The organism is Pseudarthrobacter sp. NPDC058362, from assembly GCF_042723515.1.
In the GTDB taxonomy this organism is placed as follows: Bacteria; Actinomycetota; Actinomycetes; order Actinomycetales; family Micrococcaceae; genus Arthrobacter.
Window position 1 is genome coordinate 580867 of record NZ_JBHXIW010000002.1, and the last position, 23433, is coordinate 604299.

Annotated in this window: 23 protein-coding genes and 3 tRNA genes; 17 read left to right on the forward strand and 9 right to left on the reverse strand. The window is 67.3% G+C overall.

The window, feature by feature from the left end; translation table 11 throughout:
* Positions 1–22: 22 nt before the first annotated feature.
* Together ACFWIX_RS07180 and ACFWIX_RS07185 are read right to left on the reverse strand one after the other, a co-directional pair.
* The gene (locus tag ACFWIX_RS07180) at positions 23–508 is read right to left on the reverse strand and encodes a hypothetical protein (RefSeq protein WP_377215425.1); all 486 of its coding nucleotides are present in this window, start codon (positions 506–508) and stop codon (positions 23–25) included.
* A 32-nt stretch (positions 509–540) separates the two neighbouring features.
* Positions 541–1395, reverse strand: a complete 855-nt coding sequence (locus tag ACFWIX_RS07185; RefSeq protein WP_377215515.1) for an SGNH/GDSL hydrolase family protein — start codon at positions 1393–1395, stop codon at positions 541–543.
* Between the two features lie 157 nt (positions 1396–1552).
* On the opposite strand from ACFWIX_RS07185, the gene ACFWIX_RS07190 reads away from it, so the two are divergent.
* On the forward strand, positions 1553–2203 hold the full coding sequence (locus ACFWIX_RS07190) for an alpha/beta hydrolase (RefSeq protein WP_377215426.1): 651 nt from the start codon (positions 1553–1555) through the stop codon (positions 2201–2203).
* Positions 2204–2271: 68 nt separating this feature from the next.
* Here the strand turns inward: ACFWIX_RS07190 and ACFWIX_RS07195 are convergent, their stop codons facing one another.
* Positions 2272–2505, reverse strand: coding sequence for an RNA-binding S4 domain-containing protein (locus ACFWIX_RS07195; RefSeq protein ID WP_377215427.1), 234 nt, complete (start codon positions 2503–2505; stop codon positions 2272–2274).
* A 32-nt stretch (positions 2506–2537) separates the two neighbouring features.
* Between ACFWIX_RS07195 and ACFWIX_RS07200 the strand changes: the two genes are divergently transcribed.
* The 3 genes from ACFWIX_RS07200 to ACFWIX_RS07210 all read left to right on the forward strand — a co-directional run bounded on the left by ACFWIX_RS07200 (position 2538) and on the right by ACFWIX_RS07210 (position 6115).
* Positions 2538–3539: a DMT family transporter gene (locus ACFWIX_RS07200; protein WP_377215428.1), complete on the forward strand. Its 1002-nt coding sequence runs from the start codon at positions 2538–2540 to the stop codon at positions 3537–3539.
* A 135-nt stretch (positions 3540–3674) separates the two neighbouring features.
* The gene (locus ACFWIX_RS07205) at positions 3675–5060 is read left to right on the forward strand and encodes a glycine--tRNA ligase (protein ID WP_009359370.1); all 1386 of its coding nucleotides are present in this window, start codon (positions 3675–3677) and stop codon (positions 5058–5060) included.
* Positions 5061–5062: 2 nt separating this feature from the next.
* Positions 5063–6115 carry a GNAT family N-acetyltransferase gene (locus tag ACFWIX_RS07210; protein ID WP_377215429.1) on the forward strand — a complete coding sequence of 351 codons (1053 nt, stop codon included), beginning with the start codon at positions 5063–5065 and terminating at the stop codon, positions 6113–6115.
* A 24-nt stretch (positions 6116–6139) separates the two neighbouring features.
* Here the strand turns inward: ACFWIX_RS07210 and ACFWIX_RS07215 are convergent, their stop codons facing one another.
* Both ACFWIX_RS07215 and ACFWIX_RS07220 read right to left on the reverse strand, forming a co-directional pair.
* The gene (locus ACFWIX_RS07215; RefSeq protein ID WP_377215430.1) at positions 6140–6955 is read right to left on the reverse strand and encodes a DUF1295 domain-containing protein; all 816 of its coding nucleotides are present in this window, start codon (positions 6953–6955) and stop codon (positions 6140–6142) included.
* Entirely contained in the window at positions 6952–7659 is a 708-nt protein-coding gene (locus ACFWIX_RS07220; protein WP_377215431.1) for an alpha/beta hydrolase, read from the reverse strand. Before ACFWIX_RS07220 ends, ACFWIX_RS07215 begins: the two co-directional genes overlap by 4 nt.
* A 154-nt stretch (positions 7660–7813) precedes the next feature.
* Between ACFWIX_RS07220 and ACFWIX_RS07225 the strand changes: the two genes are divergently transcribed.
* From ACFWIX_RS07225 to ACFWIX_RS07250, 6 genes are all read left to right on the forward strand, one after another.
* Entirely contained in the window at positions 7814–9190 is a 1377-nt protein-coding gene (locus ACFWIX_RS07225) for a YibE/F family protein (protein ID WP_377215516.1), read from the forward strand.
* Between the two features lie 61 nt (positions 9191–9251).
* Positions 9252–10433: a tRNA dihydrouridine synthase DusB gene (dusB, locus tag ACFWIX_RS07230; RefSeq protein WP_377215432.1), complete on the forward strand. Its 1182-nt coding sequence runs from the start codon at positions 9252–9254 to the stop codon at positions 10431–10433.
* Positions 10426–11727, forward strand: a complete 1302-nt coding sequence (locus ACFWIX_RS07235) for a deoxyguanosinetriphosphate triphosphohydrolase (protein WP_377215433.1) — start codon at positions 10426–10428, stop codon at positions 11725–11727. Before dusB ends, ACFWIX_RS07235 begins: the two co-directional genes overlap by 8 nt.
* Before the next feature lie 52 nt (positions 11728–11779).
* Complete coding sequence (gene dnaG / locus ACFWIX_RS07240; protein ID WP_377215434.1) at positions 11780–13693, forward strand: DNA primase; 1914 nt, start codon at positions 11780–11782, stop codon at positions 13691–13693.
* 82 nt (positions 13694–13775) lie between these two features.
* Positions 13776–13848, forward strand: a tRNA-Asn gene (locus ACFWIX_RS07245).
* A gap of 146 nt (positions 13849–13994) precedes the next feature.
* Positions 13995–14067, forward strand: a tRNA-Asn gene (locus tag ACFWIX_RS07250).
* Between the two features lie 54 nt (positions 14068–14121).
* Here the strand turns inward: ACFWIX_RS07250 and ACFWIX_RS07255 are convergent.
* The 3 genes from ACFWIX_RS07255 to ACFWIX_RS07265 form a co-directional block, all read right to left on the reverse strand.
* A complete protein-coding gene (locus ACFWIX_RS07255; protein ID WP_377215435.1) occupies positions 14122–14529 on the reverse strand; it encodes a hypothetical protein in 408 nt (135 codons plus the stop codon).
* A 71-nt stretch (positions 14530–14600) separates the two neighbouring features.
* Positions 14601–14816: a hypothetical protein gene (locus ACFWIX_RS07260; RefSeq protein ID WP_377215436.1), complete on the reverse strand. Its 216-nt coding sequence runs from the start codon at positions 14814–14816 to the stop codon at positions 14601–14603.
* A gap of 28 nt (positions 14817–14844) precedes the next feature.
* Entirely contained in the window at positions 14845–16068 is a 1224-nt protein-coding gene (locus ACFWIX_RS07265) for a multidrug effflux MFS transporter (protein WP_377215437.1), read from the reverse strand.
* Between the two features lie 178 nt (positions 16069–16246).
* Between ACFWIX_RS07265 and ACFWIX_RS07270 the strand changes: the two genes are divergently transcribed.
* The 6 genes from ACFWIX_RS07270 to ACFWIX_RS07295 all read left to right on the forward strand — a co-directional run bounded on the left by ACFWIX_RS07270 (position 16247) and on the right by ACFWIX_RS07295 (position 21480).
* Positions 16247–17098: a phage holin family protein gene (locus tag ACFWIX_RS07270; protein WP_377215438.1), complete on the forward strand. Its 852-nt coding sequence runs from the start codon at positions 16247–16249 to the stop codon at positions 17096–17098.
* Between the two features lie 76 nt (positions 17099–17174).
* A complete protein-coding gene (locus ACFWIX_RS07275; protein ID WP_377215439.1) occupies positions 17175–17798 on the forward strand; it encodes a CDP-alcohol phosphatidyltransferase family protein in 624 nt (207 codons plus the stop codon).
* Positions 17798–18706, forward strand: a complete 909-nt coding sequence (locus ACFWIX_RS07280; RefSeq protein WP_377215440.1) for a DMT family transporter — start codon at positions 17798–17800, stop codon at positions 18704–18706. Before ACFWIX_RS07275 ends, ACFWIX_RS07280 begins: the two co-directional genes overlap by 1 nt.
* A gap of 93 nt (positions 18707–18799) precedes the next feature.
* A complete protein-coding gene (locus ACFWIX_RS07285; RefSeq protein WP_377215441.1) occupies positions 18800–19996 on the forward strand; it encodes a glycosyltransferase in 1197 nt (398 codons plus the stop codon).
* Between the two features lie 79 nt (positions 19997–20075).
* Positions 20076–20149 (forward strand) — tRNA-Ile (locus ACFWIX_RS07290).
* Between the two features lie 122 nt (positions 20150–20271).
* The gene (locus tag ACFWIX_RS07295) at positions 20272–21480 is read left to right on the forward strand and encodes an acyl-CoA dehydrogenase family protein (protein ID WP_377215442.1); all 1209 of its coding nucleotides are present in this window, start codon (positions 20272–20274) and stop codon (positions 21478–21480) included.
* On the opposite strand, the gene ACFWIX_RS07300 is transcribed toward ACFWIX_RS07295, so the two are convergent.
* Positions 21477–21980 (reverse strand): M23 family metallopeptidase, encoded by a 504-nt coding sequence (locus ACFWIX_RS07300; RefSeq protein WP_377215443.1) that lies wholly within the window; start codon positions 21978–21980, stop codon positions 21477–21479. The two genes, ACFWIX_RS07295 and ACFWIX_RS07300, sit on opposite strands and share 4 nt — an antisense overlap.
* Positions 21981–22451: 471 nt before the next feature.
* On the opposite strand from ACFWIX_RS07300, the gene rpsB reads away from it, so the two are divergent.
* On the forward strand, positions 22452–23303 hold the full coding sequence (gene rpsB, locus ACFWIX_RS07305; protein ID WP_377215444.1) for a 30S ribosomal protein S2: 852 nt from the start codon (positions 22452–22454) through the stop codon (positions 23301–23303).
* Positions 23304–23433 lie beyond the last annotated feature (130 nt).

Below are 23433 nucleotides of genomic sequence, written 5' to 3' on the forward strand. Positions count from 1 at the left end.
CCCCAGGTTTTCCCGGGGGCGGTCAGCCGTCCATGATGTCGCTGCGCCGGGTCATGTACTCCTCCATGGAGATGTCGCCGTCGCTGTACTGCCTGTCGAGTTCGGCGAGCTTCCGGGCACGGAAGCCCTGCGGGGCCGACGGCGGCGGGGGAGTGGCCGGGGCAGCCGGCTCTTCCGGAGCCGGCTGCTGCTGCCAGGGCTGGGGCGGCGCGGGCGGCTCGCCATAGAGTCCCGGGAGCGGAGCCGGCGGCTCCACCGGCCGCGGCCGGTTGATCTCGCGGAATCCGCCGGAGAAGTAGTCCTGCTGGGTATAGCCGTCGCGCGGCTGCCTGTTCTGCGGTGCGGCCGGGGCGGGAAACTGTCCGTCTCCGGGAAAGTGGCCGGGGCCCGGGTACTGGCCGGGGAATCCCCGGTCCTGGTTCCGGCGGGCCATGGACTTCCGGTACATCCGCAGCCCCATGGGGATGAGGAAGGACAGGACAAGGATCCAGAAAAACAGGTTGTTCACGGGGAATCGCCTCTCAGATATGTCCTTCCAGCTTAAGCCCGGCTGCCCTGCCCGGCTTCCCGTGCCGCTGGGTCAGGGGTGCCCCCGCCCAGGGCGTCCTGCCCGCCGGTGCTGCCGAGCGGCCCCTCGCCGGAACCCAAGGGAACGCCCGGCCCAAAAACGGGACCCGGCGTCGGACGTTTTGCGGTGATGCCGTCGCCGGAGGACTGGTGCCGCAGTCGGCGGAGCACCCAGGGCACGAAGTATTCGCGCGCCCACACCAGGTCCTCCGAGCGGGCCTCGCGCCAGGTGCGGGGAGGCAGCGGCTTGGGCTGGAGCGGCTGCAGGGTGTGCTCCACGTTCAGCGCGTCCAGCACCATGGCCGCGATGGTGTGGTGGCCCAGCGGGGAAAAGTGCAGCCGGTCCTCGTCCCACATCTGGGGGTCCTTCAGCTGGCGGAGCGACCACATATCCGCAATGACCGCGTCATGCCGGGCCGCGACGGTGCGCAGGTTCTCGTTGTAGATGGCCACCTTGCTGCGGATCCGGCCCAGCACCGATGAGCCGGTGTCGGGCCCGTTGAAGAGAACCACGGTGGCACCGCCCATGGCCAGGATCTGCACCACGGAATCGAGTTTCTCCGCCAGGGCGTCGGGATCCCCGCCGGGGCGCAGGAGGTCATTTCCGCCGGCGGACAGGGTCACCAGTTCCGGCTTCAGCGCCAGGCAGGGTGCGAGCTGCTGGTCCACGATCTGCTGCAGGAGCCGGCCCCGGACGGCAAGGTTGGCGTAGGCGAAGTCCGGCTGGGTGCGTCCCAGCTCCTCCGCCACCCGATCCGCCCAGCCGCGGAAGCCGCCCGGACTCGAGCGTTCGGGGTCGCCGATGCCCTCTGTGAAGGAATCGCCCATTGCCACGTACCGGGTCCAGGGGTGGGATCCCGGCCGGGCCGGAGTGGTCTGGATGGCGTTGGTCTCACTCACGGTCCTATCCTGCCTTTCGCCGCTCTGGCTACGCGAACGTAGGTTGCTGCTGATGCGCCGGGAAGGTGCTGTAAGAATGGAAACCATGACTGAAGCCGAAGTATTTCCCGCCCCCGTTGTCTTGTGGTCCCACCCGGAGGACCAGCGGGACGGCAAACCGCTGCTGGTCCTGCTGCATGGCTACGGCGCGAACGAGCAGGACCTGCTGAGTCTGGCGGACCTGCTTCCGGGCGACTTCGCCGTCGCTTCGGTGCGGGCGCCCATCGCCATGGGTCCGGGGTTCACCTGGTTCCCGCTGACGGCTTCCATCGACTACTCGCTGGAGCGGGTCAAGGCCGCCTCCGCCTATGTGCTGGAGTGGATCGACACCATCCGGGTGGGCCACCCGTCGGTGACGCTGCTGGGATTCTCCATGGGCATGGCCATGGCCACCACTCTCCTGCGCCAGCGGCCCACGGACTTTGCCGCCGTCGTCGGGCTTTCCGGTTTTGTGGTGGACGCCGGGGACGATCCCACCTTCCACGACGACCAGCTCGACGGCACCGTTCCGATGTTCTGGGGGCGGGACCAGCAGGATCCGGTCATCACCCCGGACAAGATCGACTTCACCATGGGCTGGGTACGCAAGCATGTCAAGCTCACCAAGGTGCTGTACACGGGCATGTGGCATGGCATCAACCAGCAGGAAATCGGGCACGTGGGCGAATTCCTCACCCACGAGGTGCTCCGGAAATAGCGCGTACGACGCCGGGACGCGGCCTGCGCGGGCCAGTTGCGGGGGCTTCGGGGGGCTCAGCCCGGCGGTTATCTTTCGCCGGGGCCGGCAACCCGCACAGACTGCCCGTTGACGGTGACGGTGTCGCCGTGGTGGAGCTGGCGGCCGCGGCGGTCCTCGATTTCCCCGTTGACCTTGACTAGCCCGTTCTTGATCAGATCTGCGGCCTCCACGCCGTCCTCCACCAGGCCGGCAAGCTTCAGGAGCTGGCCCAGGCGGATCATGGTGTCGCGGATGGGGACGTCTTCAACGGGGTTGCTCATGAAGCAATAATGCCTGACGTAAGGTGTGTTCAATGACCTCTCCCTCCCGACTGCCGCTGCTCGCCGGGCTTCCCCTGGCCGTCGGCGCAGGGCTCGCCATTCCCGTCCAGGGCCGTATCAACGGCGCCCTGGGCACCCGGCTGGATGACGGCATCGCCGCTGCCGTGGTGAGTTTCAGCACAGGGCTGGTCCTGATGGTGGCGGTCTCGCTGCTCCTGCCGCGGGGCCGGGCAGGGCTCGCCCGGATTGTCCCTGCGCTCCGGAGCCGGGCCTTCCCGCCCGCGTATGCGCTCGCCGGTGCCATCGGTGCATTCTTCGTTTTTGCCCAGTCGTTCACCGTGGGGATCCTCGGGGTGGCACTGTTCACCGTGGCCACAGTGACCGGGCAAACTGTTAGCGGCCTCCTGGTGGACCGGATGGGCATCGGCCCGGCCGGGCGCAAGGCCGTCACCGGTATCCGGGCGGCGGGGTCGGTCCTGACCATCGCGGCCGTGGCATGGGCGGTGTCCCCCCGGTTCACCGGGACGGGAGCCGCTGCTGCTGCCGACGGTTCAGGCGGTCCGGGGGCGCTGCTGGTGCCTGTGCTGCTGCCCGTCCTGGCCGGTTTCCTGATGAGCTTCCAGCAGGCCATGAACGGTACTGCCACCATGCACTACGGGTCGCCCATCGCCGCCACCCTGGTCAACTTCATCGCCGGCACCGTGGTCCTCTGGGCTGCGCTCGCCGTCAAGGTGGCAGTGACCGGCCCGGTGGCACCGCTGCCGGGGGAGTGGTGGTACTACCTTGGCGGGCCGATGGGGTGCATCTTCATCGGCCTGAGCGCCCTGCTGGTGCGCACCCTTGGAGTGCTGGTCACCGGCCTGGGCATGATCGCCGGACAACTGGTGGGGTCACTGGTCCTGGACATCGTCCTGCCGGCCCCGGGCTCCGTGGTGGCGCCGGCCACGGTGCTGGGAACCCTGCTGACCCTTGCTGCCATCGTCCTGACCACCCTGCCCTGGCCACGGGGCGCCTTTCGGCGGCAGGGCCGGTAGGCTAGGTCTCGCAGCTTTCCTGCATCTTTTCCGCATCCGGACTTGCGGCGTCCCAGTGCTTTCCGCGCGGGAAGCACGGGGCCGGAACAACCGCGGACCGCACCCAGCGGCCCTGTAGAAATTGGAGTTACCCCCATGGCAGCAAAATCCGTTCTCGACCAGGTCATCTCCCTCTCCAAGCGGAGGGGCTTCGTGTTCCAGGCCGGTGAGATCTACGGAGGTTCGCGTTCTGCCTGGGACTACGGGCCCCTCGGCGCCGAGCTGAAGGAAAACATCAAGCGCCAGTGGTGGCAGTCCGTGGTCCGTGGCCGGGAAGACGTAGTGGGCCTGGACTCATCCGTCATCCTGCCCCGCCAGGTCTGGGAAGCGTCCGGCCACGTAGAGGTCTTCTCCGATCCGCTGGTGGAGTGCCTGTCCTGCCACAAGCGCTACCGTGCGGACCACCTCGAGGAAGAGTACGAGGAAAAGAAGGGCCGTCCTGCCGAAAACGGGCTCAAGGACATTGCCTGCGCCAACTGCGGCACCCGTGGCGAATGGACCGAGCCGCAGGAATTCTCCGGCCTGCTCAAGACCTTCCTGGGCCCCGTGGCCAGCGAGGAAGGCCTGCACTACCTCCGCCCGGAAACCGCCCAGGGCATCTTCGTGAACTTCAACAACGTGCTCACCACGTCCCGCAAGAAGCCGCCGTTCGGCATCGGCCAGATCGGCAAGTCCTTCCGCAACGAGATCACTCCCGGAAACTTCATCTTCCGCACCCGCGAGTTCGAGCAGATGGAAATGGAGTTCTTCGTGGAGCCCGGCACGGACGAGGAATGGCACCAGTACTGGATGAAGGAGCGCATGGCCTGGTACACCGGCCTGGGCATCCGCGAGGAAAACCTCCGCTTCTTCGAGCACCCGCAGGAAAAGCTCAGCCACTACTCCAAGGGCACCACGGACATCGAGTACCGCTTCGGCTTCCAGGGCTCCGAGTGGGGCGAGCTCGAGGGCATCGCCAACCGCACCGATTTTGACCTCTCTACCCACGCCAAGGCGTCCGGCACGGACCTGAGCTACTTCAACCAGGCCACCAACGAGCGTTACACCCCGTACGTGATCGAGCCCGCCGCCGGCCTTACCCGGTCCTTCATGGCCTTCCTTATAGATGCCTACACCGAGGACGAGGCCCCCAACGCCAAGGGCGGCGTGGACGTCCGCACCGTGCTGAAGCTCGACCCGCGCCTGGCCCCGGTCAAGGCCGCCGTGCTGCCCTTGAGCCGCAACGAGGACTTGTCCCCGAAGGCCAAGGACCTTGGCGCGCAGCTGCGGAAGAACTGGAACATCGACTTCGACGACGCCGGGGCCATCGGCCGCCGCTACCGCCGCCAGGACGAGATCGGCACCCCGTTCTGCATCACGGTGGACTTCGACACCCTCGAGGACCAGGCCGTGACCATCCGCGAACGGGACACCATGAGCCAGGAACGCGTCTCCCTGGACAAGGTGGAAGGCTACCTGGCCGCACGCCTGATCGGGGCCTAGGCATGGCCATCGAATACCGCGAATGGCGTGAGGGCGACGACCTGGCGCTCCTGGAGATCTGGGGTGGCCCGGAGACTGCCCAGGCCCGCCAGTTCCGCAGCGCCCTCGCGGTCTCCTCCGACGGGGGAGCCGGCACCCCCTGGCGCCGCTGCATCGTGGCCGAGGACGTTCTTGACGGCGTTGGCATCCCGGTGGCCGCCGGCGTGGTCTACGAGGCATCCCTGCATCCGGAACGGCTCTGGACCTACATCGAGGTGGCCCGCGACCACCGCCGCTCCGGCATCGGCGCCACGCTGCTGACTATGCTGCGGCGCGAAGCCGGCCACGCGCCGTCGGGCGTTGAAAAGCTCCGCGCCAAGGTGGAGCCCGGCACCCCCGGTGCCGCCTTCGCCGAGGCGTTTGGGCTGGCGCCCATCCAGCGGTCCCGCCTGGTGGTGGTAGAACCTGGCGCGCTGAAGCTTCCGGTGTTCCCGGACGACGGCGGAGCCGCCGGCGGCGAAAACGCCGGATCCGATGTGGTCATGGACCTGGCTACCGGTTCCGTGGAACTGACGGACGTGGTGGGTCGGTACTACTCGTCCATCCACGGCTGGGACTCGCCCGGCGTGCTGTCTGTGGGGCAGGTGCAGAAGCTGTTCCTGGATGAACTGACCGGCGCGCACGGCGCCATCGTGCTCCGGGCCCGGCCGGAATCGGCATTCGGCGCCGGCGTGAAGCCCACCAAAAAGGGCCGCATCCGCGCCTTCGCCGTCAGCTACGCAGCACCGGCGGACCCGGACGCCGCGCCCGGCGTACCAGGCACCGGTGCCGCCGGGACCGAAAACGCCGACGGCAGGGAAACTCCAACGGATGTCTTCGTGGGGCACGAACCCGGGCTCGAGCCGGCTGACGCCGCCGATGCCGTACGGGACATCCTGTCCCTCATCGCGTACCAGCATCCGGTGATGCTGGAACTGGACGATTCGATGGCTGCCCTGCGCGCCGCCGTCGAACCCCTCCTGGACAGCGGCAAGGCCCGCCTGGCCGGACCCGAAACCCTGGTCGTCGCTGACTAACCAGGGGACGCAGGTAGGGCGGGGTCAGGGCCGCTTGGGAGGCCACGGGATGAATCCGCTCGTGGCCTCGACATACTCCCGGTAGCCCGGCCGGCCGGACATGGCCTTCTCCGTCAGCGGCTTGCCGGTCTTCGCAGCCAACGTCCACACCATCAGGGCGGGGGAGAGGACTGTCAACACTCCCGGCCAGGAGTCCGCCACCACCAGGAACAGTCCGGTCCACACCGCGGCGTCGCCGAAATAGTTGGGGTGCCGCGTATACCGCCACAACCCGTTGTTCAGCACGGTCCCTTTCCGGGCCGGGTCCTTTTTGAACTGCGCCAGCTGCCAGTCGCCCACGGACTCGAACGCAAAGCCCACCAGCCACAGCATGGTGCCGGCTATTGCCAGCCACCCCAGCGGTCCCGTGCTGAACATTCCCACCTGGACGGTGAGGGACACGAAGAACATCACCAGACCCTGCGGCAGGTACACGCGGCGCAGCGCGTAGGCATTGCGGGAACCCGGCGCGCCGGCTAGCAGGTCCCGGTAGCGCGGGTCCTCATGCCCGCCGCGGGCCCGCCAGCCGATATGCAGGCCCAGCCGCAGGCCCCATGCGGCCGTCAAAACCAGCAGCAGGAGCCGCCGGCCGTCGTCGCCATGACTGGCGGACAGCACCCATGCGACCACCGCCACCGCCACGAACCCCGGCCCCCACGCCACGTCCATCACCGAGTGCCGCCCCTGCCGCACCGCCACGGCAAACGTCACCATCAGGAGTACGACGACGGCACCCGCAGTCCAGGGGAGCGCCGCCACAAAGGCGGCCCACGGGAAGGCAGCTACAGGGTATGGGCTCACAGGGTCACCTGGAGCGAGGACTCCGGCAACAGGTCACCGAATGCGGGCGGCGGCGCCACCGGAGCCCCGGTGCTTTCGGCGAAGGACTTCAGCACGAACCCCGTGGTCAACGACTGCCAGAGCCGGACCTTGCGCAGCATGAAGTGTCCGGCGCCCCGGAGCGCCACGTACTGCATGCTGGCGGCCCCGGACGCTGCCCGCTGGGCGAAGGCGAGCGACGCGGCGGGACTCGTCCAGCGGTCCCTGGTGCCGTGCACAATCAGCACCTCCCGGCCGGCCACGCTGGCTGTCGGGCTGGCCGGGCCCAGCCACGGTGCCAGCGCCACGACGGCAACCACCTGTGGGTCGCCGGCGGCGGACAGCGCGGTGAGGCCGCCCATGGAGTGGCCCACCAGGAACACCGGCACGCCCGGATGCTGCTCCCTGATCAGCTGCAATGCCCACCGCGCATCCTGCAGCGGGGACATGTCGGCGCCGTTCCAGCCCCGGACGCTGTTGCGCAGGCTCCAGACGGCCAGCCCGTGCCGCCCCCCGCCGCGGTGCAGATCCCTGGCGAAGGGCATCATCCGGGCCGGGCTGAGATGCCGCGCCTGCACAGGCTCCCTGCTCTGGGACTTCCCGCCATGCAGCACCAGGGCCACGCCGCGGACCGGACCCGCGGGTGCCAGGACTTTGAGGACTGCGCCGTTGCTGCTCTGAACCATTCCTGCCGCCTTCCGGCCTGCCGCCCCCGGGCGGGCAGGCCATTTATCAACCCTAAGGTGCCGGCCGTAGAGTTCAAGGTATGAGGTTTCACTGCTGATGGGCGCCGGACACTCCCACGCTGCTACTGACCATTCGGAGCCGACGCCCCAGGCGATGGCTGCCCGCCGGAAGGCCAACCGCATCCTGGCGGCAATCCTGGTTCCGCTGACGCTGCTGACACTCGCGGCCATGGCCATGCTGTGGCCTTCCGGCAGCAAGGAAGGCATCTCGCTGGCCAACCCTTATTCCACGGCCGCCGGCGTCACTTTCGACACCGGCGCCATCCAGCGCGTGGTTACCGAACCGTGCATGCAGGGAGCCGGCCTCCAGGACCCCAGCCAGGCCGGACAGGAAGGAAGCCCGCAGGGCACCGAGCCCGCCGGCTCGGAGTGCACGTTCGCCTACACGGAGCCGGACAGGGGTGGAAGCGCAGTCAAGGTGGTCATCAACCCGGACATCGCCAAGTCCCACGGGGTGGACCCCGGCGACCAGATCCGCTACCTGAATCTTTCGGGCGCCGAGGGCGTCTCGGCGTCGGGATCGCCGGCCTATATCTTTGTGGACTTTGTCCGCACGCTGCCCATCCTCCTGCTGGCGCTGCTCTATGCCGCGGTGGTCATCGCTGTGGCCCGATGGCGCGGCCTGCGCGCGCTGATCGGACTGGTGGGAGCCTACTTCGTGCTGGCCGGCTTCATGCTGCCGGGCCTGGTGGAAGGCAAGCCGCCGCTGCTGCTGGCACTGGTGGGTTCAACGGTGATCATGATCGGGGTCCTCTACTTTGCCCACGGGTTCTCGGCCCGGACGTCCACTGCCCTCCTAGGCACCATTTTCGGACTGGGCATCACCGCGCTCCTGGCCGCATGGGCCACGGGCAGCGCCAACCTGGCCGGAGTGGGCAACCACGAGGCCACCACGTTGATCAACACCTCCGCCAACATCTCCATCTCCGGCGTGATCCTGTGCGGGCTGATCATCTCGGGCCTGGGCGTCCTCAACGACGTCACCATCACACAATCCTCCGCGGTGTGGGAACTTTACGAGCTCGCCCCGTCCAGCAGTGCGCGCAAGCTCTTTACCTCCGCCATGCGGATCGGCCGTGACCACATTGCCTCCACCGTGTACACCATCGCGTTCGCCTACGCCGGTGCCGCACTGCCCATCCTGATCATCGTGATGCTCTACGACCGGCCGCTGGTGGAAACGCTCACCAGCGCCGAACTGTCGGAGGAAGTCATCCGCACGCTGGTGGGGTCCATCGGCCTGGTGCTGGCCATCCCGGTCACCACGCTGATCGCCGTGCTGGTGGTCAAGGCCACCGGTACGGGGGGAGCTGTTCCCGCAGTCGCCGGGCCCGGCCCGCACCACACAGCGGACGACGTCGAGGACACCGGAGCGCTCGCAGCGGCGGCCTTGACGGAGCGCGAAGGAGGGGCGGCCGAAGACACGGAGCTGCCGGAAACCCGGCGCGGACGGCGGGCCCGGCACAGCTGACGGGAGCTGCCGCCGCGACACCCTGCCGCCACGATTTGCCCCGCTTTGCAACAATGGACAGGTGACTGTTGCAGCAACTCCTCCCGCCCCCAGGCTGGAACTCCCGCCCCTGAAGCTGGGTCCCCTGACCGTGGACACCCCGGTGATCCTGGCCCCCATGGCCGGCATCACCAACTCGGCCTTCCGCCGCCTGTGCCGCGAATACGGCGGCGGCATGTACGTCGCCGAGATGGTGACCTCCCGCGCACTGGTGGAGCGCACCCCCGAGTCGCTGCGGATCATCTCCCATGACGGGGACGAGAAAGTCCGTTCGGTACAGCTCTACGGCGTGGATCCCACAACAGTTGGCGCAGCGGTCCGGATGCTCGTGGAAGAGGACCGCGCAGACCACATCGACCTGAACTTCGGCTGCCCCGTACCCAAGGTGACCCGCCGCGGCGGCGGCTCGGCCCTGCCGTGGAAGATCGACCTCTTCACCGCCATCGTGCAGACCGCCGTCAAGGAGGCGGGCAAGGGCAACATCCCGCTCACCATCAAGATGCGCAAGGGTATCGACGACGACCACCTTACGTACCTCGACGCCGGCCGCATCGCGCGCGACTCCGGCGTTGCCGCCGTCGCGCTCCACGGCCGGACCGCGTCGCAGTTCTACTCCGGCCAGGCTGACTGGTCCGCGATCGCCCGCCTCCGCGAGGAACTCCCGGACATCCCGGTACTGGGCAACGGCGACATCTGGTCCGCCGAGGACGCCGTCCGGATGGTCCGCGAAACCGGCGTCGACGGCGTTGTGGTAGGCCGCGGCTGCCAGGGCAGGCCCTGGCTCTTCGGCGACCTGCAGGCCGCGTTCGAAGGCAGCGACCACCGGCACCGGCCCAACCTGGGGCAGGTGGCCGACGGCGTCTACCGCCACGCACAGCTCATGATCGAAACCTTCGGCGGCGACGAGTACAAAGCCCTCCGCGAGATCCGCAAGCACATGGCCTGGTACTTCAAGGGCTACCCCGTGGGCGGAGACCTGCGCGCCAAACTCGCCACGGTGCCCACGCTCGAGGTCCTGCGCTCGCTGCTCGATGAGCTGGACCCGGAGGTGCCCTATCCCGGCATCGACTCCGAGGGCCCCCGCGGCCGCGCCGGTTCCCCGAAAAAGCCCGCCCTGCCCAAGGACTGGCTGGATTCCCGGTCCCTGAACGAGGACCAGTCGCGGGACATCGCCGCGGCGGAACTGGACGTGTCCGGTGGCTGAAACATCCGTGTCGGAGCCGCGCTCGGTACCCCTGTTGTCGGGGTACGGCAGCCATGATTCCGCCCGCTGGGTGGAAGAGCCCGCCAAGAGCACGTACCGGTCGGACTTCGAGCGGGACCGGGCACGTGTCCTGCATTCTTCGGCGCTGCGCCGGCTCGGCGCCAAGACCCAGGTGGTGGCCCCGGACACGGACGACTTTGTCCGCACCCGCCTCACCCACAGCCTGGAGGTCGCACAGGTGGGCCGCGAGCTCGGCCGCACACTGGGCTGCGACCCGGACGTGGTGGACACCGCCTGCCTGAGCCACGACCTCGGCCACCCGCCCTTCGGCCACAACGGCGAATCCGCGCTGAACGAGGTTGCACACTCCATCGGCGGGTTTGAAGGCAACGCCCAGACCCTCCGCCTGCTCACCCGGCTCGAACCCAAGGTGCTCACCGCGGAGGGCGCCCCGGCAGGCCTGAACCTCACCCGCGCCAGCCTGGACGCTGCGGCCAAGTACCCCTGGTCCGCGCTGGACGCCCCGGTCATCCACGGCCAGCGGACCAGCAAGTTCGGCGCCTACGAGGACGACCTGCCCATCTTCAACTGGATCCGGCAGGGCGCTCCCGAGCGCCGGTCGTGCATGGAAGCACAGGTCATGGACCTGGCCGATGACATCTCCTACTCCGTCCACGACGTGGAGGACGCCATCGTGGCCGGCCACTTCCAGCTGCGCTGGATGGACAACCCGGACCACCGGGCCCGCGTGGTGGGCTACGCCAAACAGTGGTACCTGCCGCACAACGACCCCGCCGCGATCGACGCTGCCCTGGCCCGGCTGGAGGCCACGGACGTTTGGGTCCGGGAGGCGGACGGCAGCCGCAAGTCCATGGCAGCCTTGAAGAACATGACCAGCCAGCTGATCGGCCGGTTCTGCCAAAGCGCGCTGGAGACTACCCGGGCCGTCTACGGCCCCGGCCGGCTGACCCGCTACAACGCCGAGCTCATGGTCCCAGACGAGACCGTCATGGAGATCGCCGTGATGAAGGGCCTGGCCACCACCTTCGTGATGACCACGGACCACCGGCAGCCCATCTACGAACGCCAGCGCGAGGTCCTGCATGCACTGGTCACGGCCCTGAGCGCAACCGGGGATCGGCACCTGGAACCCATGTTCGCCGCGGACTGGCGGGCAGCTGGGGACGACGGCGCGCGCCTGCGCGTAGTCATCGACCAGGTGGCTTCCCTGACGGACGGCTCCGCACTGGCCATGTACGAACGCCTGGTGGGGAGCCTGCCGTCCCTGTGGTGAGCAGGATCATGCCCCGCCCGTTCATGTCGGGCGTCCGCATTAGGATGGCTTTGTGGCCGGCCTGATCAAACGCGAAGACATCGACGAAGTACGGCAGCGCACGGACATCAAGGAAGTCGTTGACGGCTACGTCACGCTCAAAGGCGCCGGGCTGGGCACCTACAAGGGCCTGTGCCCCTTCCATGACGAGCGTTCGCCCTCGTTTACCGTGCGCCCCCAGGTGGGCCGCTACCACTGCTTCGGCTGCGGCGAGGACGGGGACGTCATCTCTTTCGTCCAGAAGCAGGACCACACTTCGTTTCAGGAAGCGGTGGAAAAGCTCGCCGCCCGGATCGGCTACGAGCTGCGGTACGAGGATGGCGGCAGCGGCCCCAGCCGCGAGGAAGTGGGCCGGCGGCAGCGGCTGCTGGACGCCCACAAGATCGCGGACGAGTTCTTCCGCGCCCAGCTGCTCACTCCGGGTGCCGCCGAGGCAAGGAACTTCCTGTTCGGCCGCGGCTTCGACCGTGCCGCCGCGGAGCACTTTGGCTGCGGCTACGCCCCCCAGGGCTGGGATGCCCTGCTCAAGCACCTGCGCGGCCGCGGCTTCACGGACGCCGAACTGAAGCTGACCGGAATGTTTTCCGAAGGCAACAGGGGGATCTACGACCGGTTCCGGGGCCGCCTCATCTGGCCCATCAAGGACATTGCGGGGGACACCATTGGTTTCGGTGCCCGCAAGCTCTACGAGGATGACCAGGGCCCCAAATACCTCAACACCCCGGAGACCACCCTCTACAAGAAGTCGCAGGTGCTGTACGGCATCGACCTCGCCAAGCGCAGCATCGCCAAGGAGCGGCAGTTGGTGGTCGTTGAGGGATACACGGACGTCATGGCGTGCCACCTGGCGGGAATTACGACGGCGGTGGCCACCTGCGGCACCGCGTTCGGCACCGAACACATCAAGATCGCCCGGCGGCTTTTGTCGGACGACGGCACCGGGGGAGAGGTGGTGTTCACCTTCGACGGCGACGCCGCCGGACAAAAAGCGGCCCTCCGCGCATTCGAGGAAGACCAGCGGTTCACCGCGCAGACCTACGTGGCCGTGGAGCCCAGCGGCGCCGATCCCTGCGACCTCCGCCAGAGCAAAGGCGACGAAGCTGTCCACGCCCTGGTGCAGTCCCGCCGGCCGCTCTTCGAGTTCGCGATCCGCACCACGCTCAAGCAGTTCAACCTGGACACCGTGGAAGGGCGCGTACAGGGGCTGAAAGCCTCGGTGCCGGTGGTGGCCGCCATCCGCGACGCCTCCACCCGCACCGGCTACTGCCAGGCGCTCACCGGCTGGCTGGGCATGCCGGACCCCAATGAGGTGCTGCGCCTGGTCACCGCGGCGGTGAAGCGCGGAGACACCGGCCGTCCCGGCGCACCGGGCGCGCCTTCCCCGGCCACCGCGGCGGCCGGTGCACCCGGCGTGGCTGCCGGGCCGTCGTCGGGCGCTGTTCCCTCCTTCCACCGTCCGGACCCACGCGACCCCGTGGCCTCCATGGAACGCCAGGCGCTGGAGGTTGCGTTGCAGCAGCCGGCGCTGCTGGCCGGGCCTCCGTGGGAGCGGTTCGAGGCGGCGCGGTTCGCCACGCCTGCGTTCCAGGCGGTGCATGACGCCATGCGGGCCACCGGACCAGGGCTGACGGGGGACCCTGTCCGCTGGGTGGAGCATGTGATGGAGGAGGTGCCGGAGCCGCTGCGCCCGCTGGTGTCCGAGCTCTCCGTGGTCCCGCTGCCTGCCAGCACCGAAGAGGCCGTGCAGAAGTACTGCAGGGACATCCTGGCACGGCTTTTCGAACTGCAAATCACCCGGGTCAAGGCGGACAAGATGGGTCAGTTGCAGCGGCTGGACCCGGTGGCGGACCCCGACACCTACCAGCGGCTCAACCGTGAGCTGATGATGCTGGAGATGGAACGCCGTTCGCTGCGGTCGGAGGCATAGCGGCCGGCTGTGGCCTTGGGCACAACGGCGGCCCCGATTTTCTTTCCGGGCCCGGTGTTTGCTAGGCTGGTACCCGCTTCATTCCTCCTTAGCTCAATTGGCAGAGCATTCGACTGTTAATCGAAGGGTTGCTGGTTCAAGTCCAGCAGGAGGAGCTTCCAATCCCCGTTCCGGTCTCCGGAGCGGGGATTTTTTGTCTCTGGCGACAACCGGAAATCCGCGGTCCGGAGCCCGGTGCGGGCACTGCCGGAGCCGATTTCGTTTTCTCCCGGAACCTTTGCTAATGTCATACCTGCTTCATTCCTCCTTAGCTCAATTGGCAGAGCATTCGACTGTTAATCGAAGGGTTGCTGGTTCAAGTCCAGCAGGAGGAGCAATCCCGGAAGATCCCCGTCCCTCCCTGCGGAGTGGCGGGGATTTTGCGTTCCTCAGACAAAATCCATTTCCACCTGGAGGAACCTTTCGGCCTCGGCGATGGCGGCCGTGAACGCCTCATGCCCGGTGGGGGAGATGCGGGGCTGGCGGGGGTTCCATTCATGGGGCGCCGAGTGCACGTGCACCACCCCGCCGCCGGGCGGGGCGTAGAAGATGCCGAAGCGCTGCACGGGCCATTCGGGCGACGTTTCCGGCGCCACCAGCAGCGCGGCGTCAAAGGCAGGATTGAACCATTGGGCGATGGGCCGGCGCCGGTCTTCGGCAAAGAGCCCTGCGGCGTAGAGCGCCGCAGACTGCGGACCGGCACTGGCGCAGAGCCGGTCCCACCACAGGGGGAGGATGCGGGCGTCGCACCGCTGCCATGTGGCTGGAATCCGGGGCTGGTCCTGCCGGTGGGGCACAGCCCTATTTTATCGCGGCACTCCCGTCAGGGGCAGGTGCTTCCCGGCTGCCGATGCCGCTGCGGCCCGTGTCAGGGTCGGTTCCACGGGCCGGGGTTAACCCGGTAGAGCAGCGCTGACCCTGCCACCATTCCCAGCGCCATACCCAGGGCCGGGTTGCCGGATGCGCGCCCCGCAAAATAGCCGGCGACGGCGCCCAGCACCGCGCCGAGGAACAGTCCCCTCCGGTTGCGGTGCGGCCTGCGGCGGTTTCGGGGGTTCCCGGCAGTATCTTTTTCGCGGCTCATGGGCATAGTCCTTCCTGAGGCGGGGTGCCTAGTGGATCGAGGGAACGGTGCGGGGCCGGACCACGAGCCACAGTGCCGCCATGGCCAGCAGAATGCAGGCGGCCTGCACGCCCCCCATGGGGGTGGCGCTGTCGATGCCCAGCCAGCCGACTATCGGCGAGATGAGGCCCGCGGTGGTGAATGTGGCAGCGCCCAGCAGCGACGCCGCAGTGCCGGCCTGTCCCGGGTGGCCCGCCAGGGCCAGCACCTGGACACAGGGGAACAGGAACCCGGTCCCGAAGATGTAGAGCCACAACGGCACCATGACGCCCCACAGGCCCATGTCCAGCTGGTCGAAGGCCACGATCAGGCAGGCGTTGACGAACATCCAGGCGGTGGCGCCGGCGATGATCCACTGCGGCGGCACCCGCTTGATCAGCCGTGCACTGGTCTGCACACCGGCCACGATGCCCAGCGAGTTGATGCCGAAGAGGTACCCGTACTGCTGTGCGGAGAAGCCGAAGACATCCTGGAAGAGGAACGGCGACGCGGACAGGTACGTGAAGAGGCCGCCGAAGTTCAGTCCGCCCACCATGAGCAGGCCCACGAAGATCCGGTCGCTGAAGAGAGCCTGGTAACGCTGTTTTGCCGTCATCCCGGACTGGCCGCGCCGCTCCGGCGGAAGCGTCTCGCGGACCAGGAAGAGCGTAGCGACGATGACCACCGCGCCATACGAGGCCAGGAACACGAAGATTCCCGGCCATTCCATCACCAGGAGCAGCTGGGAGCCGATCACCGGTGCAAGGATGGGGGCCAACCCGTTCACCAGGGCCATGCGGGAGAACATCCGCACCATCGCGTACCCGGAAAAAAGGTCGCGGACCATCGCCATGGCCACCACGCCGCCGCCTGCTGCGCCCACGCCCATCAGCACGCGGAAGATCCCCAGTGTGGTGATGTCCGTGGCCAGGGCCGCACCCAGCGACGTTGCGATATGCAGGGCCGTGGCGAGGATCAGCGGGGTCCGGCGGCCAAACTTGTCGCTGAACGGACCCACCACCAGCTGCCCGAACGCGAAGCCCAAGGTGGTTCCGGCGAGGGTCAGCTGGACCTGGGCTTCGGTCACGCCCAGGCTCGCTTCGAGGGCGGGGAAAGCCGGGAGGTAGAGGTCGATGGTGAATGGCCCCAATGCCGTCAATGCGCCCAGGAGCAGGATGTACAGGAGCTTCCGGCGCCGGCTGAGCTGGTCGCCCGGATTGGAGGGAGTGGTCACGGATACCAATCCTAGGCCCGGGACCCGTCGGATCAGCCGAGCCGGGGGCCACGCCGCCCGGACCGCCCGGAAGGACGCCGCGGGCCTGAATGATAGTTTTGGGATCGGGGACGGTGCACGGACACCCTCCCGCGGAATACGGAAGCCGAATCGACCCATAACCAGACAGGCGGAACCGATGAGCGGACGTCATAGCGGCCAGGCCGGCAGGGGGGTGCGCATCACCGCGCTGCCCCGCACCGCCAAACTCCTCTTCTGGCTGGCGCCACGCCAGCTGAACGACGAGATCGCCTTTGCCAAGGCGGAAGTCAAGCGCAAGGGTATCCAGGTGGGCGTGGCGGCCGCGTTCTTCGCCGTCGCACTCGTCTTCCTGTGCTTCCTGACCGTCGGCCTCATTGTCGCAGCCATTATGGGACTTGCAACGCTGATGCCCGCCTGGCTTGCCGCGCTGATCGTCTCCGCTGCGTTCCTGCTCATTGCGCTCATCGGTGCGCTGGTGGGCCTCGGAAAGTTCAAGAAGGCCATGCCCCTGCTTCCTGAAGAAGCCATCCGGGGGCTGAAGCATGACCTCGGCGTGGCCAGGGAAGGCTCCGCGTACAACCCCGCCGTCCTGGATCCCAAGAGCCCCGAAGCCAAGGCCGCGAAGGCAGCCAAGGACGAAGCGGCCGCCAAGGAAAAGGCCGCTAAGGCCGCCAAAGCCGCCGAGCATGACCGCGAGTTCCCGCAGGCATCCGGACCCGAACTTGCCCGCCGCCTTGACCAGCGCCGCCACCACCTCACCGAGGTCCGCGACGACTTGGGTGCCGAACTGGACGTGAAGAAACAGTCCCGGTACCTTGCCGCAGCCGCCAGGGAGAAGCTGGAGGCTGCCCAGGCTGCAGCTACCCGGAAGAAGGCCTCCATGGCAGGAGGCCAGAGCGCCGGGGCCGCGGGCGGCGGCCTGGCCGCACGCTGGAAACCGCTGGCCGCCATGGCGGCTGCCGGAGCCATCCTGGTGGTGCTCCTTCGGAAGCTTATCCGCACCTACTGACGCAGGCCTCCGGGCCGCACAAGAACGCAGGCGGCCAGGCCGCCGCCACGACTGGCAGGAAGGAAAGGGACCCGGGGTGAAATTCATTGGAGCCGGTTCCCGGCCCGGCCGCCCCCAGATAGACCACGACTCCGTGTTCACCATTCCCAACCTGCTGACGGTCGTCCGCTTCATGGGTGTGCCGCTGTTTATTTGGCTGGTCCTGGGCAGGCAGCAATATGCCGCCGGCGTCATCGTCCTGGCCATCATGGCCTCCACTGACTGGATAGACGGCTACATTGCACGGCGCTTCGACCAGGCGTCGAAGCTGGGACGGGTGCTGGACCCCATCGCCGACCGGCTTGCCATGATCGCGGTGGCCATCACCCTGGTGATTGCCGGCGTCGTCCATTGGCTTTACCTCGCTGCACTGGTGATCCCTGACGCCGTGCTCCTGGTGCTTTCGCTCTCGCTCTTCCACGGCCACCCCGACCTGCCGGTCAGCGTCGTGGGCAAGGTCCGCACGGGGCTCCTCCTGCTCGGCATGCCGCTGCTGGTGCTTTCACGGCTGGACACCCCGGTGTCCGGGCCCGCGTACGTGGCCGCGTGGGTGGTCCTGGGGCTGGGCCTCGTGGGCCACTGGGTTGCGGCCTACAACTATTTCTGGGCCATGCTGCGCAAGGGCGGACTGCAGCCAACGGACGACGGCGGGGCCTCCTGATGGTGTGGTTCGCCGTTCTGCTCGCGGTGCTTGGGGCGTTCTGCCTGGCGCTGGGGGCGCAGCGCCAGGGAAGTGCGGTCAAGGCAGACACCGGCGGACTTGCGCTGAGCTCGAACGGATTCCTGCGGCTGCTGCGAAACCCGCGCTGGGTGTTTGGCCTGCTGCTGCTCGGCGCCGGCATGGCCATGAATGCCGTGGCACTGGTCTCCGCCCCGCTCACCGTGGTACAGCCCATCGGCGCGATTGCTCTGGTCATCACCACCATCGTGAATGCCCGGGACCAGGACATCAGCATCAACCGCGCCACCGTCGTCGCGATCGCCGCCTGCGTGACGGGGTCGGCGCTCTTTGTCCTGCTGGCCGTGACGGTGACACAGGAGAACCACCACGTCAGCCTTAGTGATGAACTCACCATCGACCTGCTGCTTGCCCTGGCGGTGGGGGTCTTCGGCTCCCTGGCGGTCATGTTCCGGCACCGGATGAATGCCTTCGTCTACATCCTGGGCGCCGGCGTGCTGTTCGGCTTCGTCGCGGTCCTCACCCGGATCATCGGCAAGCACCTGCTGGACCCGAACGGCCTGTTCCTGCTGAACGTGCAGTGGTATTCGGTGGTGGCCATCATCGCCGCGGGAGCCCTGGGCTCCTGGTTCGTGCAGAGCGCGTACGCGACCGGCCCGCCGGACCTGGTAATCGCCGGACTGACCGTGGTTGACCCCATTGTGGGGATCGCGATCGGTATCGCCATCCTCGGCGAGCTGCGCCCGGACGTCCACGCCGTCATGGCCATTGCCATGGGAACGGCTGCATCCCTTGCTATCGTTGGGGTCGTCGCCCTCTCCAGGCACCATCCCGAGGTCACCAAACGGAAGAAGGACGCGCGGAAGACCGCGGGCAGGGCGTCCCATTAGCAGTGCAATCCACGCAGCCGGGCGCCATCATGCCGCGGCCAACCGTGCTGTCAGTCCATGCTGTCCGCACCGTGACCATCAGGAGTTTTCCCCGTGACCACGCCAGCCGACCAGCGTCCCCTGACCATCCTGATCGCCGCGGACACGTATCCGCCCCATATCAACGGGGCCGCCCAGTTCGGGTATCGGCTGGCCAAGGGGATGACCGGCCGCGGACATGACGTCCATGTGCTGGCGTGCCGGGCCGATAACGGCGCAAGCTTTACCGAGTTCCGGTCCGAAGCTGCGGTTCACCGGCTCAGATCGCACGGCGTCCCCACCCACGAGTACTTCAGGATCTGCTTTCCCTGGGAGATCAAGAAGGAAATCAGCCTGCTCTTCGACCGGATCAAGCCGGATGTCGTACACATCCAGAGCCACTACATGATCGGCGAGCACGTCCTGTACGAAGCCGTGAAGCGCGGCGTGCGGGTAGTGGCCACCAACCACTTCATGCCCGAAAACCTGAACCCGTTCCTGCCGTTCCCGCAGTGGTTCAAGGACATCATCGGGCGCATTTCCTGGAAGGACATGGGCAAGGTCATGGGGCAGGCGGACGTGGTCACCACGCCCACGCCGCTGGCCGCCAAGGCTATGCACGACCACGCGTTCCTGCGGAAGGTCCTGCCGCTGTCCAACGGTATCGATTCCGCTGCGTACGAACTCCGGGCCGGTGAGGTGATTGAGCCGCATCCGAGCCCCACCGTGATGTTCGCGGGCAGGCTGGCAGAGGAAAAGCACGTGGACGTGCTGATCGACGCCATCGCCAAGACACCGGCGGAACTCGACGTGCACCTTGAGATCGTGGGCGGCGGGGAGGTGCGGCCTGCCCTCGAGGAACAGGTAGCCCGGCTGGGGCTCGGCGGCAGGGTCCGGTTCCTTGGGCTGGCCAGCGACGAGGACCTCCGCGCCGCCTACATCCGCGCGGACCTGTTCTGCATGCCCGGAACGGCCGAGCTTCAGTCCCTGGTCACCCTGGAAGCCATGTCCGCTTCGACACCGGTGGTCCTGGCGGATGCCATGGCGCTGCCGCACCTGGTCCGTGACGGCGAAAATGGCTACCTCTTCACACCGAACGACAGCGACGACCTTGCAGGGAAGATCACTCGGATCCTCCAGCTCCCGGTGGACCAGCGCGCCGCCATGGGCCGGGCCAGCCGCAAAATGGTGGAACCGCACAGCATCCAGGGCACCCTCCAAACGTTTGAGGACCTGTACCGGGGCGCCGGGTTCGAGGACAAGGTGGTCTGAGCGCATTCCAGCATTTGCTAGAGTGTTTTTGCCCTCCCGGACAGGTGTCCCTTACCCGGACACGCACTGCGGGGGGCAGGGGGCTATAGCTCAGCTGGTTAGAGCGCGGGACTCATAATCCTAAGGTCCTCGGTTCAAGTCCGAGTAGCCCTACAGGTACAGGAAGCCGCGGCCAACGATCAAACGTTGGCCGCGGCTTCCTTTGTTAATGCGCGCGGATGCGGTATGTTACTCACCAGTAACTTAGATGCCCACCAGACCCTTGCGAGGTAGCCATGTCCGCTGTGTCCACTCCTGCCGCAACCCCCGGCGAGGCTCCGGCCCTGCCTTACGCTGACGGTGACTTTTACGCCTTCGAGCAGCTCCTGACGGACAAGGAGCGGGACCGCCTCGCGGAGGTCCGCACGTTCCTGGACCGCGAAGTGAAGCCGATCGCCACGGATTTCTGGAACCGGGCCGAATTCCCGATGGACCTCATTCCCAAGCTGGCCCAGGTCGACCTGGTGAGCCCGGTGCGCCGGCAGGGCCACTCCACGCTCTTCGCGGGCCTGCTGCACGCCGAAGTAACCCGAGCCGATGCCTCCATCGCCACCTTCCTCGGTGTCCACGACGGCCTCTTCACGGGTTCCATCGAAGCGCTGGCCTCCACGGAACAGCAGGAAGCCTGGCTGCCGGACATCTACTCCCTGCGGAAAACCGGTGCCTTCGGACTGACGGAACCGCTGGGCGGCAGCGACGTTGCCGGCGGCACGCGCACCACGGCCCGGCGCGACGGGGACACCTGGATCCTCAACGGCGCCAAGCGCTGGATCGGAAACGCGACGTTCGCAGACTGGGTCGTCGTGTTCGCGCGCGATGTGGCCGACAACCAGGTCAAGGGCTTCCTGGTGGACACTTCCCTGCCGGGGTTCCGGGCCGCGAAAATCGAAAACAAGATCTCGCTCCGCACCGTCCAGAACGCCGACATCACGCTGGAAGACGTGGTGGTCCCGGACTTCTTCAAGCTGGCCCATGCCAACAGTTTCAAGGACGTCAACAGGGTGCTCAAGGTAACCCGGCTTGCCGTAGCCTGGCAGGCTGTCGGCCTGCAGCTTGCCACGTTCGACGTCGCCCGCCGGTATGCCGTGGAGCGTCACCAGTTCGGCAAGCCGCTGGCCTCCTACCAGCTGGTCCAGGGGCAGCTGGTCCAGATTCTGGGAAACGCGGTCAGCTCCATGGGCATGATGGTGCGGCTCTCGCAGCTGGAGGCTGACGGCCAGGCCAGGGATGAGCAGTCCGCCCTGGCCAAGGCATTCACCACTGCCCGGATGCGCGAGAGCGCAGCCCTGGGCCGGAGCCTGCTCGGGGGTAACGGCATTGTTACCGACTTTGGCATGGCCAAGATCTTCGCTGACGCCGAAGCCATCTACTCCTACGAGGGGACCCATGAAATCAACACCCTGGTGGCGGGCCGCAGCGTCACCGGGATCTCGGCCATCGTCTAGCCGGTCCCGAGCGGCAGCAGGACGGACGGGCGCAGGTCCATGACGAATTTCAGCGGGTTGACGTAGTCCCCGTCCTCGCGCACGCCCCAATGGACGCAGGGAGCGGCGCAGTGCCCGGTTCCAAGGATGCCCACCGACTGGCCCGCCTCCACGTGCGTCCCCTTGCTGAGCGTGCTCTCCACCGGCTCGAAGCTGCTCCGGAGTCCATTGCCGTGGTCGATGGTCAGGACGGGGCGGTCAACCACGGTCCCCACGAAACTGACCGTACCGTCGGCAGGCGAGATGACCTGTGCGCCGTCGTCCACTGCTCCAAGATCAACGCCCCGGTGGCCGCTCAGCCATGGCTGCGGCGGCGGGTCGAAGCCCCGTAGGACAGGCGGGCGGGGCTGCAGCGGCCACTGCCAGGTGGGGCCCGCCGCCAGCGGGCCGGACACAGGGCCCGGGGCGACGGAAACCGGCAGGGGCAGGAGCAGCGCGGCAAGGATCGCCATGGTCTTCATCTGCCCAGCATGTGGCGGCCGCCCGCCGGTGCGGCAGGGGTGTGCCGCTCTATGTGGAAAAGCCGGCAGCCCCGTGCCTTGCGGGGGAGTCCAGGCCGCGTGAGCCGTCCCCCCGGAGCGGGCGGCTGTAGTACACTTGGGGGAGCAGTTTGCTGCGCCCTCAACGCTTCCCGTTCCGGTGGATTATTCCAGCGGAATTTTTCCCTGTCCGGGCAGCGTCAGCACATCTCATTCAGGAGTGTGGGGGAGCGGTGGCTGACTACGCGTATCCAGCCCTTCACAACAGAAGCCCCAAACTTCAGCTGTGAAGGACTGCGCCTCCTGCGGTCCGGGCCTTGCGGCACGGATGGGAAGCGCGGTGGATGCCAGGAGCACGGCCCGTCCGGGCCACGCTAAACCAACCGTCAACTATTGGCAGGGTAAGAAGCCTCGGGGCTCTCTCATGAATGACCTGCCGGAAGGAGCGTCGGCATGCCCGTCGTAACCATGCGCCAGCTGCTTGACAGCGGCGTCCACTTTGGACACCAGACCCGCCGTTGGAACCCGAAGATGAAGCGCTTCATCTTCACCGAGCGCAACGGCATCTACATCATCGACCTGCAGCAGTCGCTGTCCTACATCGACCGCGCCTACGAGTTCGTCAAGGCCACTGTTGCCCACGGTGGCACCGTGCTCTTCGTCGGCACCAAGAAACAGGCCCAGGAAGCAATTGCCGAGCAGGCAACCCGCGTTGGCCAGCCCTACGTGAACCAGCGCTGGCTCGGCGGTATGCTCACCAACTTCCAGACCGTCGCCAAGCGTATCCAGCGCATGAAGGAACTCGAAGAGATCGACTTCGATGACGTCGCCGGTTCCGCCTACACCAAGAAGGAGCTGCTGCTCCTCAAGCGCGAGCTCACCAAGCTGGAAGCCAACCTCGGCGGTATCCGCAACCTGACCAAGGCTCCGTCCCTGCTCTGGGTCGTGGACACCAAGAAGGAACACCTCGCCGTTGACGAGGCCAAGAAGCTGAACATCCCGGTTGTGGCCATCCTGGACACCAACTGCGATCCTGACGAAGTCGACTTCCCGATCCCGGGCAACGACGACGCCATCCGCTCCGTGAACCTCCTGACCCGCGTTGTTGCCGACGCCGTTGCAGAGGGCCTGATCGCCCGCAACAACCGCGGCACGGGCGCTACCGAAGCTCCGGAAGAGCCGCTGGCCGAGTGGGAGCGCGAGCTCCTCGAAGGTAACAAGGCCGAAGAAGCCGCTGCTGCTCCCGCCGCTCCGGCAGAAGAAGCTCCGGCTGCTGCCGAAGCTCCGGCCGAAGACGCCAAGTAACAACAAGTAAATCCGGATTCTCCGGCGCCGCCCGCGGCGCCGGAGCCGCTGACAGGATGGCGGCCCGCCAGGCGGGCTGCTGTCCTGTCAGTCCGTACACCACATCAAATTTCTAGACAGAGGGGTTCAC

What these genes read in the sequence shown, in the direction of transcription:
- ACFWIX_RS07185 (WP_377215515.1), bottom strand. Translation starts at nt 1,395, where the DNA reads ATGGGCGATTCCTTCACAGAGGGCATCGGCGACCCCGAACGCTCGAGT.
- ACFWIX_RS07190 (WP_377215426.1), top strand. Translation starts at nt 1,553, where the DNA reads ATGACTGAAGCCGAAGTATTTCCCGCCCCCGTTGTCTTGTGGTCCCAC.
- ACFWIX_RS07195 (WP_377215427.1), bottom strand. Translation starts at nt 2,505, where the DNA reads ATGAGCAACCCCGTTGAAGACGTCCCCATCCGCGACACCATGATCCGC.
- ACFWIX_RS07200 (WP_377215428.1), top strand. Translation starts at nt 2,538, where the DNA reads ATGACCTCTCCCTCCCGACTGCCGCTGCTCGCCGGGCTTCCCCTGGCC.
- ACFWIX_RS07205 (WP_009359370.1), top strand. Translation starts at nt 3,675, where the DNA reads ATGGCAGCAAAATCCGTTCTCGACCAGGTCATCTCCCTCTCCAAGCGG.
- ACFWIX_RS07210 (WP_377215429.1), top strand. Translation starts at nt 5,063, where the DNA reads ATGGCCATCGAATACCGCGAATGGCGTGAGGGCGACGACCTGGCGCTC.
- ACFWIX_RS07220 (WP_377215431.1), bottom strand. Translation starts at nt 7,659, where the DNA reads ATGGTTCAGAGCAGCAACGGCGCAGTCCTCAAAGTCCTGGCACCCGCG.
- ACFWIX_RS07225 (WP_377215516.1), top strand. Translation starts at nt 7,814, where the DNA reads ATGGCTGCCCGCCGGAAGGCCAACCGCATCCTGGCGGCAATCCTGGTT.
- ACFWIX_RS07260 (WP_377215436.1), bottom strand. Translation starts at nt 14,816, where the DNA reads ATGAGCCGCGAAAAAGATACTGCCGGGAACCCCCGAAACCGCCGCAGG.
- ACFWIX_RS07270 (WP_377215438.1), top strand. Translation starts at nt 16,247, where the DNA reads ATGAGCGGACGTCATAGCGGCCAGGCCGGCAGGGGGGTGCGCATCACC.
- ACFWIX_RS07280 (WP_377215440.1), top strand. Translation starts at nt 17,798, where the DNA reads ATGGTGTGGTTCGCCGTTCTGCTCGCGGTGCTTGGGGCGTTCTGCCTG.
- ACFWIX_RS07295 (WP_377215442.1), top strand. Translation starts at nt 20,272, where the DNA reads ATGTCCGCTGTGTCCACTCCTGCCGCAACCCCCGGCGAGGCTCCGGCC.
- ACFWIX_RS07300 (WP_377215443.1), bottom strand. Translation starts at nt 21,980, where the DNA reads ATGAAGACCATGGCGATCCTTGCCGCGCTGCTCCTGCCCCTGCCGGTT.
- rpsB (WP_377215444.1), top strand. Translation starts at nt 22,452, where the DNA reads ATGCCCGTCGTAACCATGCGCCAGCTGCTTGACAGCGGCGTCCACTTT.